The following is a 14,897-nucleotide window of genomic DNA, read 5'->3' on the forward strand; positions in this document are numbered from 1 at the left end:
TCCGTGCGGCGCCGCGCCGTGGGCCTTGCGATCCGCCCCGGCTCCTGCGATTCCGTTGGGCATGAGCCTGACCGATATCCAGACCCGACTCAGCGACGCCGCCCGCAAGGCCGGCCGCGATCCCGCGGACGTCACCCTGGTGGCCGTCTCCAAGGTGCAGCCCGAGGATCGGGTGCAGGCCGTGCTCGACGCCGGCCAGCGGATCTTCGGGGAAAACCGGGTGCAGGAGGCCGAGGGCCGTTGGACCGACCGACGCGCCGCCATGCCCGACCTGGAATTGCACCTGATCGGGCCGCTGCAGACCAACAAGCTCAACAAGGCGATGGAGCTCTTCGACGTGATCCAGTCCGTCGATCGCCCGAGACTCGCCCGCAAGATCGCCGACGCCGTGCAGACCGCCGGCCGCTCGCCCCGCCTGTTCGTGCAGGTCAACACGGGGGAGGAGCCGCAGAAGGCCGGAATCGCCCCCGCCGACCTGGACGCCTTCCTCGCCGAATGCCGCGGGCCGATGGGCCTGACGGTCGAGGGGCTGATGTGCATCCCCCCGGTGGACGAAGCCCCGGCCCTGCATTTCGCCCTGCTCCGCAAACTGGCGGAGCGCAACGGGCTGACCGGGCTGTCGATGGGCATGAGCTCGGATTTCGAGACGGCGGTGGAGTTCGGAGCCACCCATGTCCGCGTCGGCTCCGCCATTTTCGGCGAGCGCGCCTACGACTGAGGCTCAGGGGCGGACGATGATCCGTCCCCAGGGCCGCCAATGGGCGAGAATCCAGCGCAGATGCAGGGGGTCGAAGGCCACGCAGCCCTCGGTCGGCCGTCCCGGCGCCCGCCAGCAATGCACGAAGATCGCCGAGCCCCGGCCCGGATTCGCGTCCGGCCAGTTGTGGTCGGTGATCGCCACCAGATCATAGAGACGATCCCGCCGCCGCATCCGCTCATGCGAATAGCCGCGCGCGTCGCGGATCTCGTGGTTGTAGCGCGGATCGGCGGGGTCGTCCGACCAAAGGTCATGGGGGCCGATGGGTTTCGCGGGCAGTTGTCCGGCGGGTCGCGTCCCGCGATCCGCCCGCCAGCGCAGCGCCGCCAGCCGCAAGGGGCCGGTGGGGGTCCCGCCATCGCCCTCGCGCTTGTCCGCCACCAGCCCGCCGCGCCCGATCACGCAGGGAAACCGGCGTCCGAGGTAGAAGGCGGCGCGGTTGCGGACAATCATGTCGTCAGATCGTGTCCCCGCCGCCACGCCGAGACGCGAATCAGTCACAGAAGATGCCCGCTCTTCGCCGCCTTGGTGGCCAGGTAATGCGCGTTCTGCGGAGTCTCGCCCACTTGCAGCGGCACCCGCTCGATCACCCGCAGCCCGGCATTGCCCATCATCCCCACCTTGCGGGGATTGTTGGTCAGCAGCCGCACCGCGCGATAGCCGAGCCGACGGAGAATCGTCCCGCCGATGCGGAAATCGCGCTCGTCATCCTCGAATCCCAGCCGGTGGTTGGCCTCGACCGTATCGAATCCCTGATCCTGCAACGAATAGGCCCGCATCTTGTTGGCCAGCCCGATCCCCCGCCCCTCCTGATTCAGGTAAAGCAGCACCCCCGCGCCCTCGTCCGCCATGGCTTTCATGGCGGCGCGCAGCTGCGGGCCGCAATCGCATTTGAGAGAGCCCAGAACATCCCCGGTGAAACAGGCCGAATGCAGCCGGGTCAGCACGGGTTTGGCGCGGTCCGGGGCGCCGATCTCGATGGCGTAGTGCTCCTCCGAGCCGTCCTCGGGGCGGAAGACATGCACGCGCCCGCGCTCCGACACCTCCATCGGAACCCGCGCGGCGGAGATCGGGCGCATGCCGATGGCGTTGACCTCCGCCGCCAGCAGCGCGTCCGCGTCGATCAGGGACAGGCCGTGCTCGCGGGCCACGGCCTCGGCCGCCTTGCGCGAGGGCAGGGTCGCGACCAGCGCGGCGGGCAGAAGCTGGGCCTGCTTGGCCAGCCGAACGGCGGCGCGGTGCAGACCGGCGTCGCCCTCGCGCCGCGTGTGAAACGGGCCCTTCATCGGGTCGGAAAGGTCGCGCGCCGGGTCCGCGGTCGCCCGGATCCGCGCCAGGTCGTAATCCGCATCCACCGCGATCCGCGCGATGTCGCCGTCATAGGCCCGCGCCTTCAGCGTGGTCGCCCGCCGCGCCGTCACGGCCAGATCCACGGGCCCGGCCTCGCGCAGGTCATCGAGCCGCTCGGCCGGCAGCGTCTCCGCCCCCGCCGCCAGGACGCCCGCGCCGCCTCGCACCAGCACCACGACGGCGCCGAGGCGCAGGTCGGCCCGCGCCCGCGCGGCCTGTTCCCAGATGCTCAGCTTCAGACCCATCGCGCCCTCCGGTCCCGGGGAAAGGCCGCGGGGGCCTCTCGATCAAGCCCCCTGCATATAGCGCCAACCCCGGCTGAGTGAAACAAAGCCCGGCCTCCGGCCACGTCTCCGTGAAACTTCGACATGAAACCTCGCGCGCGGGGGCGGCTCACGCCAGATCACATTGACCGACGCAATCAAGAGCCGGGGAGAGCCGAACGACATGGCCGCGCTGAAGAAAATCCTGCTGGTTGACGATGATCCGGACCTGCGCGACGCGCTGGCCGATCAGTTGGTGCTGACCGAAGACTACGACGTGTTCGAGGCCGAGACCGGCGGCGCGGGGCTGGAGAAATCCCGCGGCGCGGCGCATGACCTGGTGATCCTCGACGTGGGCCTGCCCGACATGGACGGGCGTGAGGTCTGCCGGCTGATGCGCAAGCAGGGCGTGAAATGCCCGGTGATCATGCTGACCGGGCACACCTCGGACAGCGACACGATCCTGGGGCTCGACGCCGGGGCCAACGACTACATCGCCAAGCCCTTCAAGTTCCCGGTGCTTCTGGCCCGCATCCGCGCCCAGCTTCGCCAGCATGAGCAGTCGGAGGACGCGGTCTTCGCCATCGGCCCCTACACGTTCAAGCCGGCGATGAAGATGCTGCTGGACGAGGCGGAGAAGAAGATCCGCCTGACCGAGAAAGAGACCAACATTCTCAAGTTCCTCTACCGCGCCAACGATGCGGTGGTGGCGCGCGACGTGCTGCTGCACGAGGTCTGGGGCTACAACGCCGGCGTCACCACCCACACGCTGGAGACGCATATCTACCGGCTGCGCCAGAAGATCGAGCCCAACCCCTCCGAGGCCCGGCTGCTGGTCACGGAATCGGGAGGTTACCGTCTGGTCGTGTAACCCGCGGGCCGGCGCCGCTTGAATGGCGCGTGCGGCTCCCCAGATATGACTCAACCTTGGAGCGCCGCTGCGCCGCAACCCCTCGCGGCGCGCGCGCTCGGACCAAGGTGGCGCCCGGCGGTCCCCTCCCGCCGGGCGCTTTGGGTTCCAAGGGGTCGCTGCGCGCCATGCCGGGCGCCGCGCCGGCGCCGCGGCGAAGCGGTCCGCCCTGGGCTTGTCCCCGCGCGCGCGCCCGCGCATGGTGCGCCCCGCGCCCAGATCCCGCCGCCGGAGCCTGCCCCATGCCGTTCACCATCTGCACCTGGAACATCAACTCGGTCCGCCTGCGCGCGCCCATCGTGCGCCACCTGCTGGAGACCGAGGCGCCCGACGTGCTCTGCCTGCAGGAGACCAAGTGCCCGGCGGAGAAATTCCCCGCCGAGACCTTCGCGGAGATCGGCTACACCCATCTCGCGGTCCGCGGCGACAAGGGCTACAACGGCGTGGCGATCCTGTCGCGGATCCCGCTGGAGGATGCCGGCCGACATGATTTCTGCGGCAAGGGCGATGCGCGGCATGTCTCCGCGCGGCTGGCCGACGGCACGATGATCCACAATCTCTACGTCCCTGCAGGCGGGGACGAGCCGGATCGGGAGGTGAACCCGAAATTCGGCCACAAGCTTGATTTCGTGGATGAAATGGCGGCGATCTACCGGGATCAGAGCGGGCCGGCGGTGCTGGTCGGCGATCTCAACATCGCGCCGGGCGAGGACGATGTCTGGTCCCACAAGCAGCTTCTCAAGATCGTCAGCCACACGCCGGTGGAGATCGAGAAGCTGACCGCCGCCCAGACCGCGGGGGGCTGGGTCGACGCGGTGCGCAAGCATGCGCCCGAAGGCAAGCTCTATTCCTGGTGGTCGTATCGGGCGAAGGACTGGGCGGCGGCGGACAAGGGCCGGCGGCTCGATCATGTCTGGACCACGCCCGACCTTCCCACCCATGGCGCCCGGATCCTGAAGGACGCCCGGGGCTGGGAGAAACCTTCGGATCACGCCCCGGTCTTCGTCACTCTGGGCTGAAGACCGGCCGCGTCGGCGCCGTCGCCCCTGCGGGCGACGGCTCGGGGCGTCAGTTGCACTCGTCCATCTCGATGCGGGCGGGCAGGAACTTGGCGACGTTGATGTCGACGCCGCGGGTGATCTCGTTCAGCGCGACGGTGGTGTTGCGGCCCTCGGGATCGGTGACGATCCACTGCCGCAGTTCCAGCGGGTTGTCGTTGAAGATCAGCGTGATGGACCCGCCGTTGGGGTCGGACGGATTGACTGCGGTGACCCGCATCTGCCCGGCCTGACGCTCGATCGCGCTGACCGCGCCTTCGGCGCGCAGGTCCACCCGCTCCTGCAGGAACAGGTTCAGCGGGGTGGAGGACAGGGGCGCCGTCTGCTTGCCGCAGTCGCGCATGTCGTAGACCACCACCCAGGTGCCGTCAGACACCACCAGCGACGGGTTCGGCGGCGTGTATTCGAAGCGGATGCGGCCGGGGCGGTCGATATAGAACCGCCCGTCCGAGGTCTCGCCATCCGGGGCGATCTGCACGAAACCGCCCTCGGCGGTGTCGAGCGCGTTGAGATAGGCGGAGATGCGCGCGAGATCGCGGCCGTCCTGGGCCGCGGCGGGCGCGGGCGCGAGGGCGGGCAGCAATGCGGCGAGCGCCAGCGCGGCGGCGGCGAGGGGAGCGCGTCGGGTCATGGCGTCCTTTGTAGTCTATCCGCGGGCCGGCCCCAAGGGCCGCCCTGACTGCGGATCACATAGGCGCCGATCGGGGCGATTCCACGACCTGCGAATGTCGCTTTTCAGGGGGGCGAGGGTATGTGAGGGGGGAGTCGTCGGGGCGGGGGCATCGAGCCCCCGCCCCGACGGGCCGGCGTCGCCGGCCGGGCGCCTTACGCGGCGGCCTTGGCCTGCGGGCCGAAGCGGCCGTAGAAAGTCTCGCCCTTCGCGGCCATCTCGGTCAGCAGCGGGGGTGTGGCGAAACGCTCGCCGAACTTCGCGGTCAGCGCGTCGGTGATCGCCGCCGCCTTGTCGGCGCCCAGGATGTCGAGCCAGGAGAACGGGCCCCCCGACCAGGGCGCGAAGCCCCAGCCGAGGATCGCGCCCACGTCGCCCTCGCGGATGTCCTCCAGCACGCCCTGCTCCAGCGCGCGCACGGCCTCCAGGCTCTGGGCCATCATCAGGCGGTGCTGCACCTCGGTGACGTCGGGCTGATCGTCGGCCACCGGGTACTTGGCCGCCAGACCGTCCCACAGGCCCTGCCGCTTGCCCTTGTCGTCATAGGCGTAGAAGCCGGCCTTGGCCTTCCGACCAAGCCGTCCCTCCCCGACCATCCAGTCGATCAGCGGATCGGCGGGGTTTTCGGGATAGGCGTCGCCCATCGCGGCCTTGGTCGCCTTGGCGATCTTCTGGCCCAGATCCAGCGCGGTCTCATCCACCAGCTGCAGCGGGCCGAGCGGCATGCCCATCTGCTTGGCGGCGTTCTCGATCAGCGCGGGCGCGACGCCCTCGGTGACCATCCGCGTGCCCTCGTTGATATAGGGGATGATGCAGCGGTTGGCGTAGAAGAAGCGGGCGTCGTTGACCACGATCGGGGTCTTGCGGATCTGGCGCACGAAATCGAGCGCCTTGGCCACGGCTTCCGGCCCGGTCTTCTTGCCCTTGATGATCTCCACCAGCATCATCTTGTGAACCGGTGAGAAGAAGTGGATGCCGATGAACTTCTCGGGGTCCTTGTAGTTCCCGGCCAGGTCGGTGATCGGCAGGGTCGAGGTGTTGGAGGCGAAGATCGCGTCCGGGCCCAGATGGGCCTGCGCGGCCTCGGTCACGATCTTCTTGACGCCCGGATCCTCGAACACCGCCTCGATCACGAGGTCGCAGCCCGACAGGGCGGCGTAATCCGCGGTGGCGGTGATCTGGCCGAGGATCGCGGTTTTCTTGTCCTCGGTCAGGCGCTTTTTCTTCAGCGCGTCGTCCAGCAGGCCGGTGACGAAGTCCACCCCCTTGGCGGCCGAGGCGTCGTCCCGGTCGATCAGCACCACCTCGATGCCGGCCATGGCCGAGACATAGCCGATGCCGGCGCCCATGAAGCCGCCGCCGCCGAGAATGCCGATCTTCTTCACCCGCATGTCGGCCACGTCCTTGGGCCGGACCGCGCCCTTTTCCAGCGCCTCCTTGTTGAGGAAGAGCGAGCGGATCATGGCGCCGGAGGACGGGTTCATCAGGATCTTGGTGAACCAGCGGGCCTCGATGCGCAGGGCGGTGTCGAAATCGACCATCGCCCCTTCGTAGACCGCGGCCAGCAGCGCCTTGTGGGCGGGATAGGCGCCCTGGGTCTTGCCGTGGATCATGGCGGCGGCGCCGACGAAGGTTTCGAACCCCTGGGCGGAATAGGGGGCGCCGCCGGGCATCTTCCAGCCCTTGGCGTCCCAGGGCTTCACGATGTCGGCGGCCTTGGCGGCCAGCACCCAGGCCTTGGCGGCGGGGATCAGGTCATCCGCCGGCACGACCTCGTCGACCAGCCCCGCGGCCTTCACCTTGGCGGGGGCCATCATCTTGCCTTCCATCAGGAAGGGGGCGGCGGCCATCGCGCCCAGCATCCGGGACACGCGGGTCGCCCCGCCGGCGCCGGGGAAGATGCCGACCATGATCTCGGGCAGGCCGATCTTCGCCTTGGGATTGTCCGCCGCGAACCGGCGATGGCAGGCCAGGCCCAGCTCCAGCCCGATTCCCGCGGCGGTGCCCGGGCAGGCCCAGGCGACCGGCTTGCCGCCCTTGCGGGTCTTGCGGTCCATGCCGGCCAGTTCCAGCTTGCGCAGCAGGGCGTGCATCCGCATCACGCCCTCGAACAGGCCCTTGGCCGGGTCGTCGCCGGCCTGATCCTTCATCCCCTGCAGGATGTTGAGGTCCATGCCCCCCGCGAAATCGGGTTTGGCGGAGGTCAGCACGATCCCCTTCACCGCGTCGTCGGCCAGCAGGGCGTCGATGGCGGCGTCGAGCTCGGCCAGACCCTCCATCGTCATCACGTTCATCGAACGCCCGGGCAGGTCCCAGCTCAGGACGGCCACGCCGTCGGCGTCGATCTCGGTATGGAAAATCTCGGTCATGTCAGTCTCCCGTGGGGGGGAATCGGTCGAGGGCGGGCCGTCGTCGGCGACGGCGCCCGGGTCTGAGTCGGATCCGGGGTCACACGCGCTCGATGATCGTCGCGGCGCCCATGCCGGAGGCGACGCAGAGCGTGGCCATCCCGACGCCCTTGCCGGTGCGCTCCAGCTCATCGAGCACCGTGCCGATGATCATCGCCCCGGTGGCGCCCAGCGGGTGCCCCAGCGCGATGGCCCCGCCATTGGGGTTCACCTTGGCATGGTCCACGTCGAAGGCCTGCATGAAGCGCAGGACGACGGCGGAGAACGCCTCGTTCACCTCGAACAGGTCGATGTCGGAGATCGACATGCCGCTGACCTTCAACGCCTTTTCCGTCGCAGGAACCGGGCCGGTGAGCATGATCGTCGGGTCCGAGCCGACCTTGACCGAGGTCCGGATCCGCGCCCGCGGCTTCAGCCCCAGCGCCTCTCCGGCCTCTTTCGAGCCGATCAGAACCGCGGTCGCCCCGTCCACGATGCCCGAGGAGTTGCCGGCGTGGTGGACGTGGTTCACCCGCTCCAGCTCGGGGTATTTCAGCTTGGCGATGGCGTCGAAGCCGGGCATGGCCTCGCCGATCATCTGGAAGGCCGGGCGCAGGGCGCCGAGCGCCTGCATGTCGGTGCCCGGGCGGGGATATTCGTCATGGTCGAGGATCGGCAGGCCGTTCTGGTCGCGCACCGTCATCACGGACTTCTTGAAACGGCCTTCCTCGATGGCGACGCCGGCGCGGCGCTGGCTCTCCATGGCGTAAGCGTCAACGTCGTCGCGCGAAAAGCCGTATTTGGTGGCGATGATGTCGGCGCCCACGCCCTGCGGCACGAAATAGGCGTTCATCGCCAGGGTCGGGTCCGCGGCCACCGCGGCGCCGTCCGAGCCCATGGGCACGCGGGACATCATCTCGACCCCGCCGGCCACGTAAAGGTCTCCGGCCCCGCCCTTCACCTGGTTGGCGGCGAGGTTCACCGCTTCCATGCCCGAGGCGCAGAAGCGGTTGATGCTCAGCCCCGGCACCCGCTCGTCCCAGCCCGCGTAAAGCACCGCGGACCGGGCGAGACAGGCGCCCTGCTCGCCGACCTGGGTGGCGTTGCCCCAGATCACGTCCTCCACCTTCGAAGTGTCGAGGTCGTTCCGGGCCTTCAGCTCGTTCAGCACCTCGGCGGAGAGACGCACCGAGGTGACTTCGTGCAGCGAGCCGTCGGCCCGCCCCTTGCCCCGCGGCGTGCGCACGGCGTCGAAGATGTAAGCGTCGGTCATGGGGAAAGGTCCTTTCCGGTCGGCGTTCCGGGGTCGGGGAGGAGGCGTCAGCCCCTGGGCATCAGCTCATAGGGCATCACGAAGCCAGGCAGGGCCGCGAGGCGGTCCTTCCAGGCGAGGATGTTGGGGTAGTCGTTGAAATCGAACGGAACTTCGTCGCCGTAATAGCAGTAGCCGGCGATCGAAATGTCCGCGATGGTCGGCCGGTCCAGCGCCACCCAGTCGCGACCGGCCAGGCGGGCGTCGAGGGTTTTCAGGGCGTTGGCCATGCGCATTTCCATGAACTTCATGGCGCCGGGGTCGCGTTTGTCCTCGGGCACGAAGGCGGCGAAGAAGCGGAACGGGGCGAACATCGAGGTGAAGGAGTAGTTGTCCCACATCACCCAGCGCCAGATCTCGCGTTTTTCGGCGGCGGTCTCCCAGCCGAACTTGCCTTCCTGCTCGACCAGATAGTCGAGGATCACGGCGCTTTGCGACAGCACCAGGTCGCCATGCTCCAGCACCGGCACCTGCGCCATGTCGTTCTTGACGGCGAAGGCGGGCTCCTTGTGGGCGCCCTTGAAGAAGTTGATCCAGACCGGCTCCCAGTCGATGCCGCCCAGCGCGAAATAGAGCGCGGGTTTGTAGGCGTTTCCGGACTGGGCGAAGCAGGTGAGCTTGTAGGCGGACATGCGGGGTTCTCCCTGAAATCGGATCCGCGGCCGGGAACGCGCCCCGGCCGCGCGGCGCAGTGTTACAGGCTGCGCGAGATCAGTTCCTTCATGATTTCGTTGGTCCCGCCATAGATGCGCTGGACGCGGGCGTCGGCCCACATCTCGGCGATGGGATATTCCATCATGTAGCCATAGCCGCCGAAGACCTGCTGGCAGCTGTCGATCACCTTCCCCTGCAGGTCGGTGAGCCAGTATTTCTGCATGGCCGCGGCTTCGACCGTCAGTTCGCCCTTCAGATGCGCGACGCAGCAGCTGTCGAAGAAGGCGCGGCCCACCACCATGTCGGTCTTGCACTCGGCCAGCTTGTGGGCGAGCGCCTGGTTCTGGATGATCGGCTTGCCGAAGGCCTCCCGCTCCTTCGCATAGGCGGTGGCGAGCGCCACGGCGCCCTCGATCGCGCCGATGGCGGTGGCGCCGATCGACAGGCGTTCCTGGGGCAGCTGCTCCATCATCTGGTAGAAGCCGCGGCCCTCGACGCCGCCCAGCAGGTTCTCCGGCGGCACCTGCACGTCGTCGAAGAACAGCTCGGACGTGTCGGCGGCGTGCATGCCGACCTTTTCCAGGTTGCGGCCGCGGCGGAAGCCCTCGGCCCCCTCGGTCTCGACCATGATCAGCGACACGCCCTTGGCGCCCTGGCTGACATCGGTCTTGCAGGCCAGCAGGATCAGGTCCGCGGTCTGGCCGTTGGTGATGAAGGTCTTCTGGCCGTTGATCTTGTAGCCGTTGCCGTTCTTGTCGGCCCGCGTGCGGATGCGCTGGAGATCCGATCCCGTGCCCGGCTCGGTCATGCCGATGGCGGCGACCAGCTCTCCGGACGCCATTTTCGGCAGCCATTTGGCCTTCTGCGCCTCCGACCCGTAGGCGAGGATGTAATGGGCGACGATGGCCGAATGCACGCCGATGCCCCAGGAGGCGAGGTTCAGCCGCGCGGCGACCATGTGGATGATCGCCTCATGCCCGAAATCGCCGCCGGCGCCGCCGTATTCCTCGGGGATCGAGGCCAGCAGCAGCCCGTTCTCGCCGGCCTGGTTCCAGGCCTCGCGGTCCATGATCCCGTTGGCGCGCCACTTGGCGTAGTTCGGGGTCCAGGCGTCGGTGATGAACTTGGACGTCATGTCCTCGAGCATCTGGTGCTCGTCGTTCATCCAGGCGGAGGCGAGGATAGGGGCGGTCATGCGGGTCTCCCTTGGATGCGTCGGTAGTGTCGGACTCTGTCGGCCCGATCACCTTGTTACGCAGGTGCGCTCGCGGTGGCGAGCGCGCAAGCCCCCGAGCGAACGCAGGCGCCCGAACGCAGGCGCCCGTCCCGGCCCTCCCCGCCATGCGCGGGAGAGGGCGGCGGGGGCGGCGCCGTCGCCCCCTCCCGGGGGACGGCGCCGCTGGATCAGAACGCCTCGGCGGGCATGTCCATGACCGGCTCCGGACCCGACTGGATACGCGCGAGGTTCAGCGCGGTCTCGGGCAGGAGGCGGGCCATGTAGTAGCGGCCGGTGCGGATCTTGTTGGCGTAGAACGCTTCGTCCGAGGTCCCCGCCGCCAGCGCCGCATTGGCCGCGACCGCCATCTGCGCCCAGGCGTAGCCAAGGCAGACATGGCCGAACAGGTGCAGGAAGTCGGTGGAGCCCGCCAGCGCCGCGTTGGGGTTCTTCATGCCGTTCTGCATGAAATACATCGCCGCGCCCTGCAGGTCCTTGGAGGCCGCCTTCAGGGGGTCGAGGAAGTCTTTCTTCAGGGCTTCGTCGCCCTCGTTGGCCTTGATGAAAGCCTTGATCATCTCGAAGAAGGCCATGGCCGGCTTGCCGCCGTTGGCCGCCAGCTTGCGCCCCACGAGGTCGAGCGCCTGCACGCCGTTGGCGCCCTCGTAGATCATGGCGATGCGGGCGTCGCGGACGAACTGGGACATGCCCTGCTCTTCGATATAGCCGTGCCCGCCATAGACCTGCTGGGCCTGGGTCGCGGACTGGTAGCCCTTGTCGGTCAGGAAGCCCTTGATCACCGGGGTGAGCAGGGAGATCAGCCCCTCCGCCTCCGCGTCGCCCATGCGGTGCGAGCGGTCGATCATCATCGCCCCCCACATGGCGAAGAAGCGGGCGCCTTCGACGAAGGCCTTCTGATCCATCAGCATCCGGCGGATGTCGGGATGCACGATCAGCGGGTCGGCGGGCTTGTCCGGGGCCTCGACGCCGGTGACGGCGCGGCCCTGGAGGCGGTCGCGGGCGTATTCCACCGCGTTGTCATAGGCCGCCGCGGCCTGCGAAAGCCCCTGCATGCCGACGCCGATGCGGGCCTCGTTCATCATGGTGAACATGGCGCGAAGGCCCTTGTGCGCCTCCCCGATCAGGTAGCCGGTGGCGCCGTCGTAGTTCATCACGCAGGTGGCGTTGCCGTGAATGCCCATCTTCTCTTCGAGCTTGCCGACCGCGAGCGCGTTGCGGGCGCCGAGGCTTCCGTCCTCGCCGACCATGAACTTGGGCACGATGAACAGCGAAATGCCCTTCACCCCGTCCGGGCCGCCGGGGATCTTCGCCAGCACCAGGTGAATGATGTTCTCGGACATGTCGTGCTCGCCGGCCGAGATGAAGATCTTCTGGCCGGTGATCTTGTAGGAGCCGTCGTCCTGCGGCTCGGCCTTGGTGCGCAGCAGGCCGAGATCGGTGCCGCAATGCGGCTCGGTCAGGTTCATGGTGCCGGTCCACTCTCCGGACACCATTCTGGGCAGATACATCGCCTTCTGGTCGTCCGAACCATGGGTGTGGATCGCCGAATAGGCGCCGTGGGTCAGGCCCGGATACATCATCAGCGCCATGTTGGCGGCGGAGTGCATCTCGCCGACCGCGGTGGCGATGACGTAGGGCATGCCCTGGCCGCCGAATTCGGGATCGCAGTCGAGCCCGGTCCAGCCGCCCTCACGCAGGGTGTCGAAAGCCGCCTTGAACCCGTCGGGGGTGCGCACCACGCCGTTCTCCAGCACGCAGCCCTGCCGGTCGCCGACCAGGTTCAGGGGGGCGAGCACGTCGCGGGCGATCTTGCCGGCCTCATCGAGGATCGCCGCGGTGAAGTCGCGGTCGAGCTCGGAATAGCCGTCGATCTCCTGCGTCGACACCTGGAGGGCGTCATGCAGGATGAAATCCATGTCGCGGAGCGGCGGGTTGTAGATGGGCATTCGATCGTCCTCCCAAGGGCGGGCGAGGCGCTTGCGGCGCGTCCACGCTTCCGAAAACCATACAAGGCCTGTTGCGGCCTGTCCGCGATGGATATGGCGTAAGTTGACGCGCACGTAAAGAGCGCCGTGGCGTCAGGTCGCGCCATGCGGGGCCGGATCCGGACGGGTATGCGAAGCGATCTAAGCGCCAACGCCCCGCCTGGCGAGGAGTCCGTAGATGGCATTCGACGGACCTGACCGCCGGATCGGGGGCCGTCGCAACGGGGCCGCCGCATCCGGGGGGCCGGATAGGGGCCGCCGGATCGGGGGGGCCTGACGAGGCGGTCGAAAAGGGGGACTCGGGCGTCGGGTCGTTCGGCGCCCGGCCGGCGAAACCCTTGAGGGAGCTGGACGGACCCAGAGGGGGGCCCGGGCCGGCGACGCGCTCCCCGCTCGTCGCCGGCATCGCGGACCGGGATGCTCCCGGCCGATCAGGTCGCGCCGGCGTGGGGCCCGGCGAAACGCAGCGCCGGGGTCATCCCCGGCGTCTTCCCTTGCGGTCCGGCCTCGGCCGGGCCGGTCTTACTCCGCCGCAGCCTTGACGCCGCGCTGCTCCAGCATCTGGGAAACCATGTCGAGGTTCCGCTGAAGATCGTCGATGGCGACGTCCAGCTCGGCCCGCTGTTCGCGCATGGCTTTCATGCGGAGCAGGGCCCGCTCATAGGTCCGCGCCAGCTGGGTCGCCTGCTGATCGCCCACATAATAGAGGTCCAGCAGCTCGCGGATCTCGTCCAGCGAGAAGCCGAAGCGCTTGCCGCGCAGGATCAGCTTCAGGCGGGCCTTGTCGCGCTTGGTGAACAGACGCTTCTGGCCCTCGCGGCGCGGCTGCAGCAGTTCCTTGTACTCGTAGAACCGCAGCGTGCGGGGCGTGACGTCGAACTCGGCGCACATTTCGCTGATGGTGGTGTAGGTTTCTGTCTCGGTGTCGTTCACTTGTCTCTCCGTGATGAGCCCTTCGCGCCGCGTTCGGTTCGCGTCTCGAGCCCCGCTGGTTGACGTGGACGTAAGACGCGGCGACGATAATGACAAGACCGGGTAGGATTAATGCTGCCTGCTCCGCGCTGCGTCTCGCAGCCGCAGCATACCGCTGCGACAGTTCGCGCATGCCTGCGCCGACCGCTGCTTTCCGACGCAACAGCGCGTGGGGACGGTCCGGGCCGCGTGGTGGACGCGCCCCATGCTCCGGGCTAGACCGGCCTTGTGGCGCGGTTACGACGAAGCGGCGCCGAGCGAAAGGCCGATTATGACAGAGTCCGACCCGCGATCCGACGCGGCCCGCCCCATTTCCGCCGACCCCAGGACCGAAGCCCGCTCCACGCCGTTGAGCGCCGATCAAGTCGCCGAGATCGGGCGGCGGTTCATGGAACGGGTGCGCTGGAACAGCGAACTGGGCATGAAGCTCGAATCGCTTTTCGCCGGCGTGGCGGAAATGCGGGTGCCCTTCGACCCGCGCTTCGTGGGCGATCCGCAGTCCGGCGTGCTGCATGGCGGCGTGGTCACGGCCCTGCTCGACGGCTGTTCCGGGGCCGCGGTGATGAGCCACCCGACCGGCGCCGCGGGCACCTCGACCCTTGACCTGCGCATTGACTACATGCGTCCGGCGAAGCCCGGAGCGGACATCGTGGCGCGGGCCGAATGCTACAAGGCCACCCGCCACGTGGCCTTCGTGCGCTCGGTCGCCCATGACGGCGACATCGACGACCCCATCGCCACCGCCGCCGGGGCCTTCGTGCTGGAGCGCCCGCGCCCCGCCGCGAAGGCCGCCGCCGCGAAGCCGGAGGACAAGGCATGAGCGCCGTCCGTCCCCCCCGCCCCCGGCGCGAGCCCGCCCATGTGGTCGAAGCCCGGCGCGACGCGGCGCTGGAGGCGCTGGTCGCCACGGTGCCTTTCGCCGGCGTGCTGGGCATCCATTTCGACCGGCTGGGCGATGAGCTGACCGCCCGCCTCGCCTTCGACGAGAAGCTGATCGGCAACCCGGTCCTGCCGGCCCTGCATGGCGGCGCCACCGGGGCCTTCCTGGAGATCACCGCCCAGATCGGGCTCGCCTGGACCCTGGTCTGGGCGCGGATGGAGCAGGGGGGCGAACCCGCCGCCGCCATCGGCCGCGGAGAGTTCCCGCCCCTGCCCAAGACCATCGACTTCACGCTGGACTACCTGCGCTCCGCCGGGCCGCGGGACGCCTATGCGCGGGCCGAGATCCGCCGGGCCGGGCGCCGCTACGCTTCCGTGGCGGTCGAGGCCTGGCAGGAGGAGCGGGCGCGGCCCTTCCTCTCCGCCGTCGGCCATTTCCTGATGCCCTCCGAGGCCTGACCTC

The 14,897-nt window shown here is 68.8% G+C and carries 14 protein-coding genes; 5 read left to right on the plus strand and 9 right to left on the minus strand.

Annotated elements, in window-relative coordinates; all coding sequences use genetic code 11:
• Positions 1-61 precede the first annotated feature (61 nt).
• On the plus strand, positions 62-718 hold the full coding sequence (locus BLV24_RS11310) for a YggS family pyridoxal phosphate-dependent enzyme (RefSeq protein WP_092681722.1): 657 nt from the start codon (positions 62-64) through the stop codon (positions 716-718).
• 3 nt (positions 719-721) lie between these two features.
• Here BLV24_RS11310 and BLV24_RS11315 read toward each other — a convergent pair whose 3' ends face one another.
• Together BLV24_RS11315 and ribA are read right to left on the minus strand one after the other, a co-directional pair.
• Positions 722-1,210 carry a L,D-transpeptidase family protein gene (locus BLV24_RS11315; protein WP_092681724.1) on the minus strand — a complete coding sequence of 163 codons (489 nt, stop codon included), beginning with the start codon at positions 1,208-1,210 and terminating at the stop codon, positions 722-724.
• A 44-nt stretch (positions 1,211-1,254) separates the two neighbouring features.
• Positions 1,255-2,352 (minus strand): GTP cyclohydrolase II, encoded by a 1,098-nt coding sequence (ribA, locus tag BLV24_RS11320; RefSeq protein ID WP_092681726.1) that lies wholly within the window; start codon positions 2,350-2,352, stop codon positions 1,255-1,257.
• Between the two features lie 202 nt (positions 2,353-2,554).
• Here ribA and BLV24_RS11325 point away from each other — a divergent pair, with 202 nt between their 5' ends.
• Complete coding sequence (locus tag BLV24_RS11325) at positions 2,555-3,241, plus strand: response regulator transcription factor (RefSeq protein WP_092681728.1); 687 nt, start codon at positions 2,555-2,557, stop codon at positions 3,239-3,241.
• A gap of 281 nt (positions 3,242-3,522) precedes the next feature.
• Positions 3,523-4,299: an exodeoxyribonuclease III gene (locus BLV24_RS11330; protein WP_092681731.1), complete on the plus strand. Its 777-nt coding sequence runs from the start codon at positions 3,523-3,525 to the stop codon at positions 4,297-4,299.
• 49 nt (positions 4,300-4,348) lie between these two features.
• On the opposite strand, the gene BLV24_RS11335 is transcribed toward BLV24_RS11330, so the two are convergent.
• The 7 genes from BLV24_RS11335 to BLV24_RS11365 form a co-directional block, all read right to left on the minus strand.
• Positions 4,349-4,969, minus strand: coding sequence for a LolA family protein (locus BLV24_RS11335; protein ID WP_092681733.1), 621 nt, complete (start codon positions 4,967-4,969; stop codon positions 4,349-4,351).
• Positions 4,970-5,163: 194 nt separating this feature from the next.
• Positions 5,164-7,377 carry a 3-hydroxyacyl-CoA dehydrogenase NAD-binding domain-containing protein gene (locus tag BLV24_RS11340; protein ID WP_092681735.1) on the minus strand — a complete coding sequence of 738 codons (2,214 nt, stop codon included), beginning with the start codon at positions 7,375-7,377 and terminating at the stop codon, positions 5,164-5,166.
• Between the two features lie 79 nt (positions 7,378-7,456).
• A complete protein-coding gene (locus tag BLV24_RS11345; protein WP_092681738.1) occupies positions 7,457-8,668 on the minus strand; it encodes an acetyl-CoA C-acetyltransferase in 1,212 nt (403 codons plus the stop codon).
• Positions 8,669-8,715: 47 nt separating this feature from the next.
• On the minus strand, positions 8,716-9,339 hold the full coding sequence (locus BLV24_RS11350) for a glutathione S-transferase family protein (protein ID WP_092681741.1): 624 nt from the start codon (positions 9,337-9,339) through the stop codon (positions 8,716-8,718).
• Between the two features lie 62 nt (positions 9,340-9,401).
• The gene (locus tag BLV24_RS11355; protein ID WP_092681743.1) at positions 9,402-10,556 is read right to left on the minus strand and encodes an acyl-CoA dehydrogenase family protein; all 1,155 of its coding nucleotides are present in this window, start codon (positions 10,554-10,556) and stop codon (positions 9,402-9,404) included.
• A gap of 209 nt (positions 10,557-10,765) precedes the next feature.
• Positions 10,766-12,544, minus strand: coding sequence for an acyl-CoA dehydrogenase C-terminal domain-containing protein (locus tag BLV24_RS11360; RefSeq protein ID WP_092681745.1), 1,779 nt, complete (start codon positions 12,542-12,544; stop codon positions 10,766-10,768).
• A 561-nt stretch (positions 12,545-13,105) separates the two neighbouring features.
• Positions 13,106-13,474, minus strand: a complete 369-nt coding sequence (locus BLV24_RS11365; protein ID WP_092682075.1) for a MerR family transcriptional regulator — start codon at positions 13,472-13,474, stop codon at positions 13,106-13,108.
• A gap of 430 nt (positions 13,475-13,904) precedes the next feature.
• Between BLV24_RS11365 and BLV24_RS11370 the strand changes: the two genes are divergently transcribed.
• Positions 13,905-14,375 (plus strand): PaaI family thioesterase, encoded by a 471-nt coding sequence (locus tag BLV24_RS11370; RefSeq protein WP_245710517.1) that lies wholly within the window; start codon positions 13,905-13,907, stop codon positions 14,373-14,375.
• The gene (locus BLV24_RS11375) at positions 14,372-14,893 is read left to right on the plus strand and encodes a PaaI family thioesterase (RefSeq protein ID WP_092681749.1); all 522 of its coding nucleotides are present in this window, start codon (positions 14,372-14,374) and stop codon (positions 14,891-14,893) included. Before BLV24_RS11370 ends, BLV24_RS11375 begins: the two co-directional genes overlap by 4 nt.
• The last annotated feature ends 4 nt before the right edge of the window (positions 14,894-14,897 follow it).

This window comes from Albimonas donghaensis, from assembly GCF_900106695.1.
GTDB classification, from domain to species: Bacteria; Pseudomonadota; Alphaproteobacteria; order Rhodobacterales; family Rhodobacteraceae; genus Albimonas; species Albimonas donghaensis.

Bases quoted from the DNA above. Each gene is read 5' to 3' on its own strand.
- BLV24_RS11310 (WP_092681722.1), top strand. From the start codon at position 62: ATGAGCCTGACCGATATCCAGACCCGACTCAGCGACGCCGCCCGCAAG.
- BLV24_RS11315 (WP_092681724.1), bottom strand. From the start codon at position 1,210: ATGATTGTCCGCAACCGCGCCGCCTTCTACCTCGGACGCCGGTTTCCC.
- ribA (WP_092681726.1), bottom strand. From the start codon at position 2,352: ATGGGTCTGAAGCTGAGCATCTGGGAACAGGCCGCGCGGGCGCGGGCC.
- BLV24_RS11325 (WP_092681728.1), top strand. From the start codon at position 2,555: ATGGCCGCGCTGAAGAAAATCCTGCTGGTTGACGATGATCCGGACCTG.
- BLV24_RS11330 (WP_092681731.1), top strand. From the start codon at position 3,523: ATGCCGTTCACCATCTGCACCTGGAACATCAACTCGGTCCGCCTGCGC.
- BLV24_RS11335 (WP_092681733.1), bottom strand. From the start codon at position 4,969: ATGACCCGACGCGCTCCCCTCGCCGCCGCCGCGCTGGCGCTCGCCGCA.
- BLV24_RS11340 (WP_092681735.1), bottom strand. From the start codon at position 7,377: ATGACCGAGATTTTCCATACCGAGATCGACGCCGACGGCGTGGCCGTC.
- BLV24_RS11345 (WP_092681738.1), bottom strand. From the start codon at position 8,668: ATGACCGACGCTTACATCTTCGACGCCGTGCGCACGCCGCGGGGCAAG.
- BLV24_RS11350 (WP_092681741.1), bottom strand. From the start codon at position 9,339: ATGTCCGCCTACAAGCTCACCTGCTTCGCCCAGTCCGGAAACGCCTAC.
- BLV24_RS11355 (WP_092681743.1), bottom strand. From the start codon at position 10,556: ATGACCGCCCCTATCCTCGCCTCCGCCTGGATGAACGACGAGCACCAG.
- BLV24_RS11360 (WP_092681745.1), bottom strand. From the start codon at position 12,544: ATGCCCATCTACAACCCGCCGCTCCGCGACATGGATTTCATCCTGCAT.
- BLV24_RS11365 (WP_092682075.1), bottom strand. From the start codon at position 13,474: ATGTGCGCCGAGTTCGACGTCACGCCCCGCACGCTGCGGTTCTACGAG.
- BLV24_RS11375 (WP_092681749.1), top strand. From the start codon at position 14,372: ATGAGCGCCGTCCGTCCCCCCCGCCCCCGGCGCGAGCCCGCCCATGTG.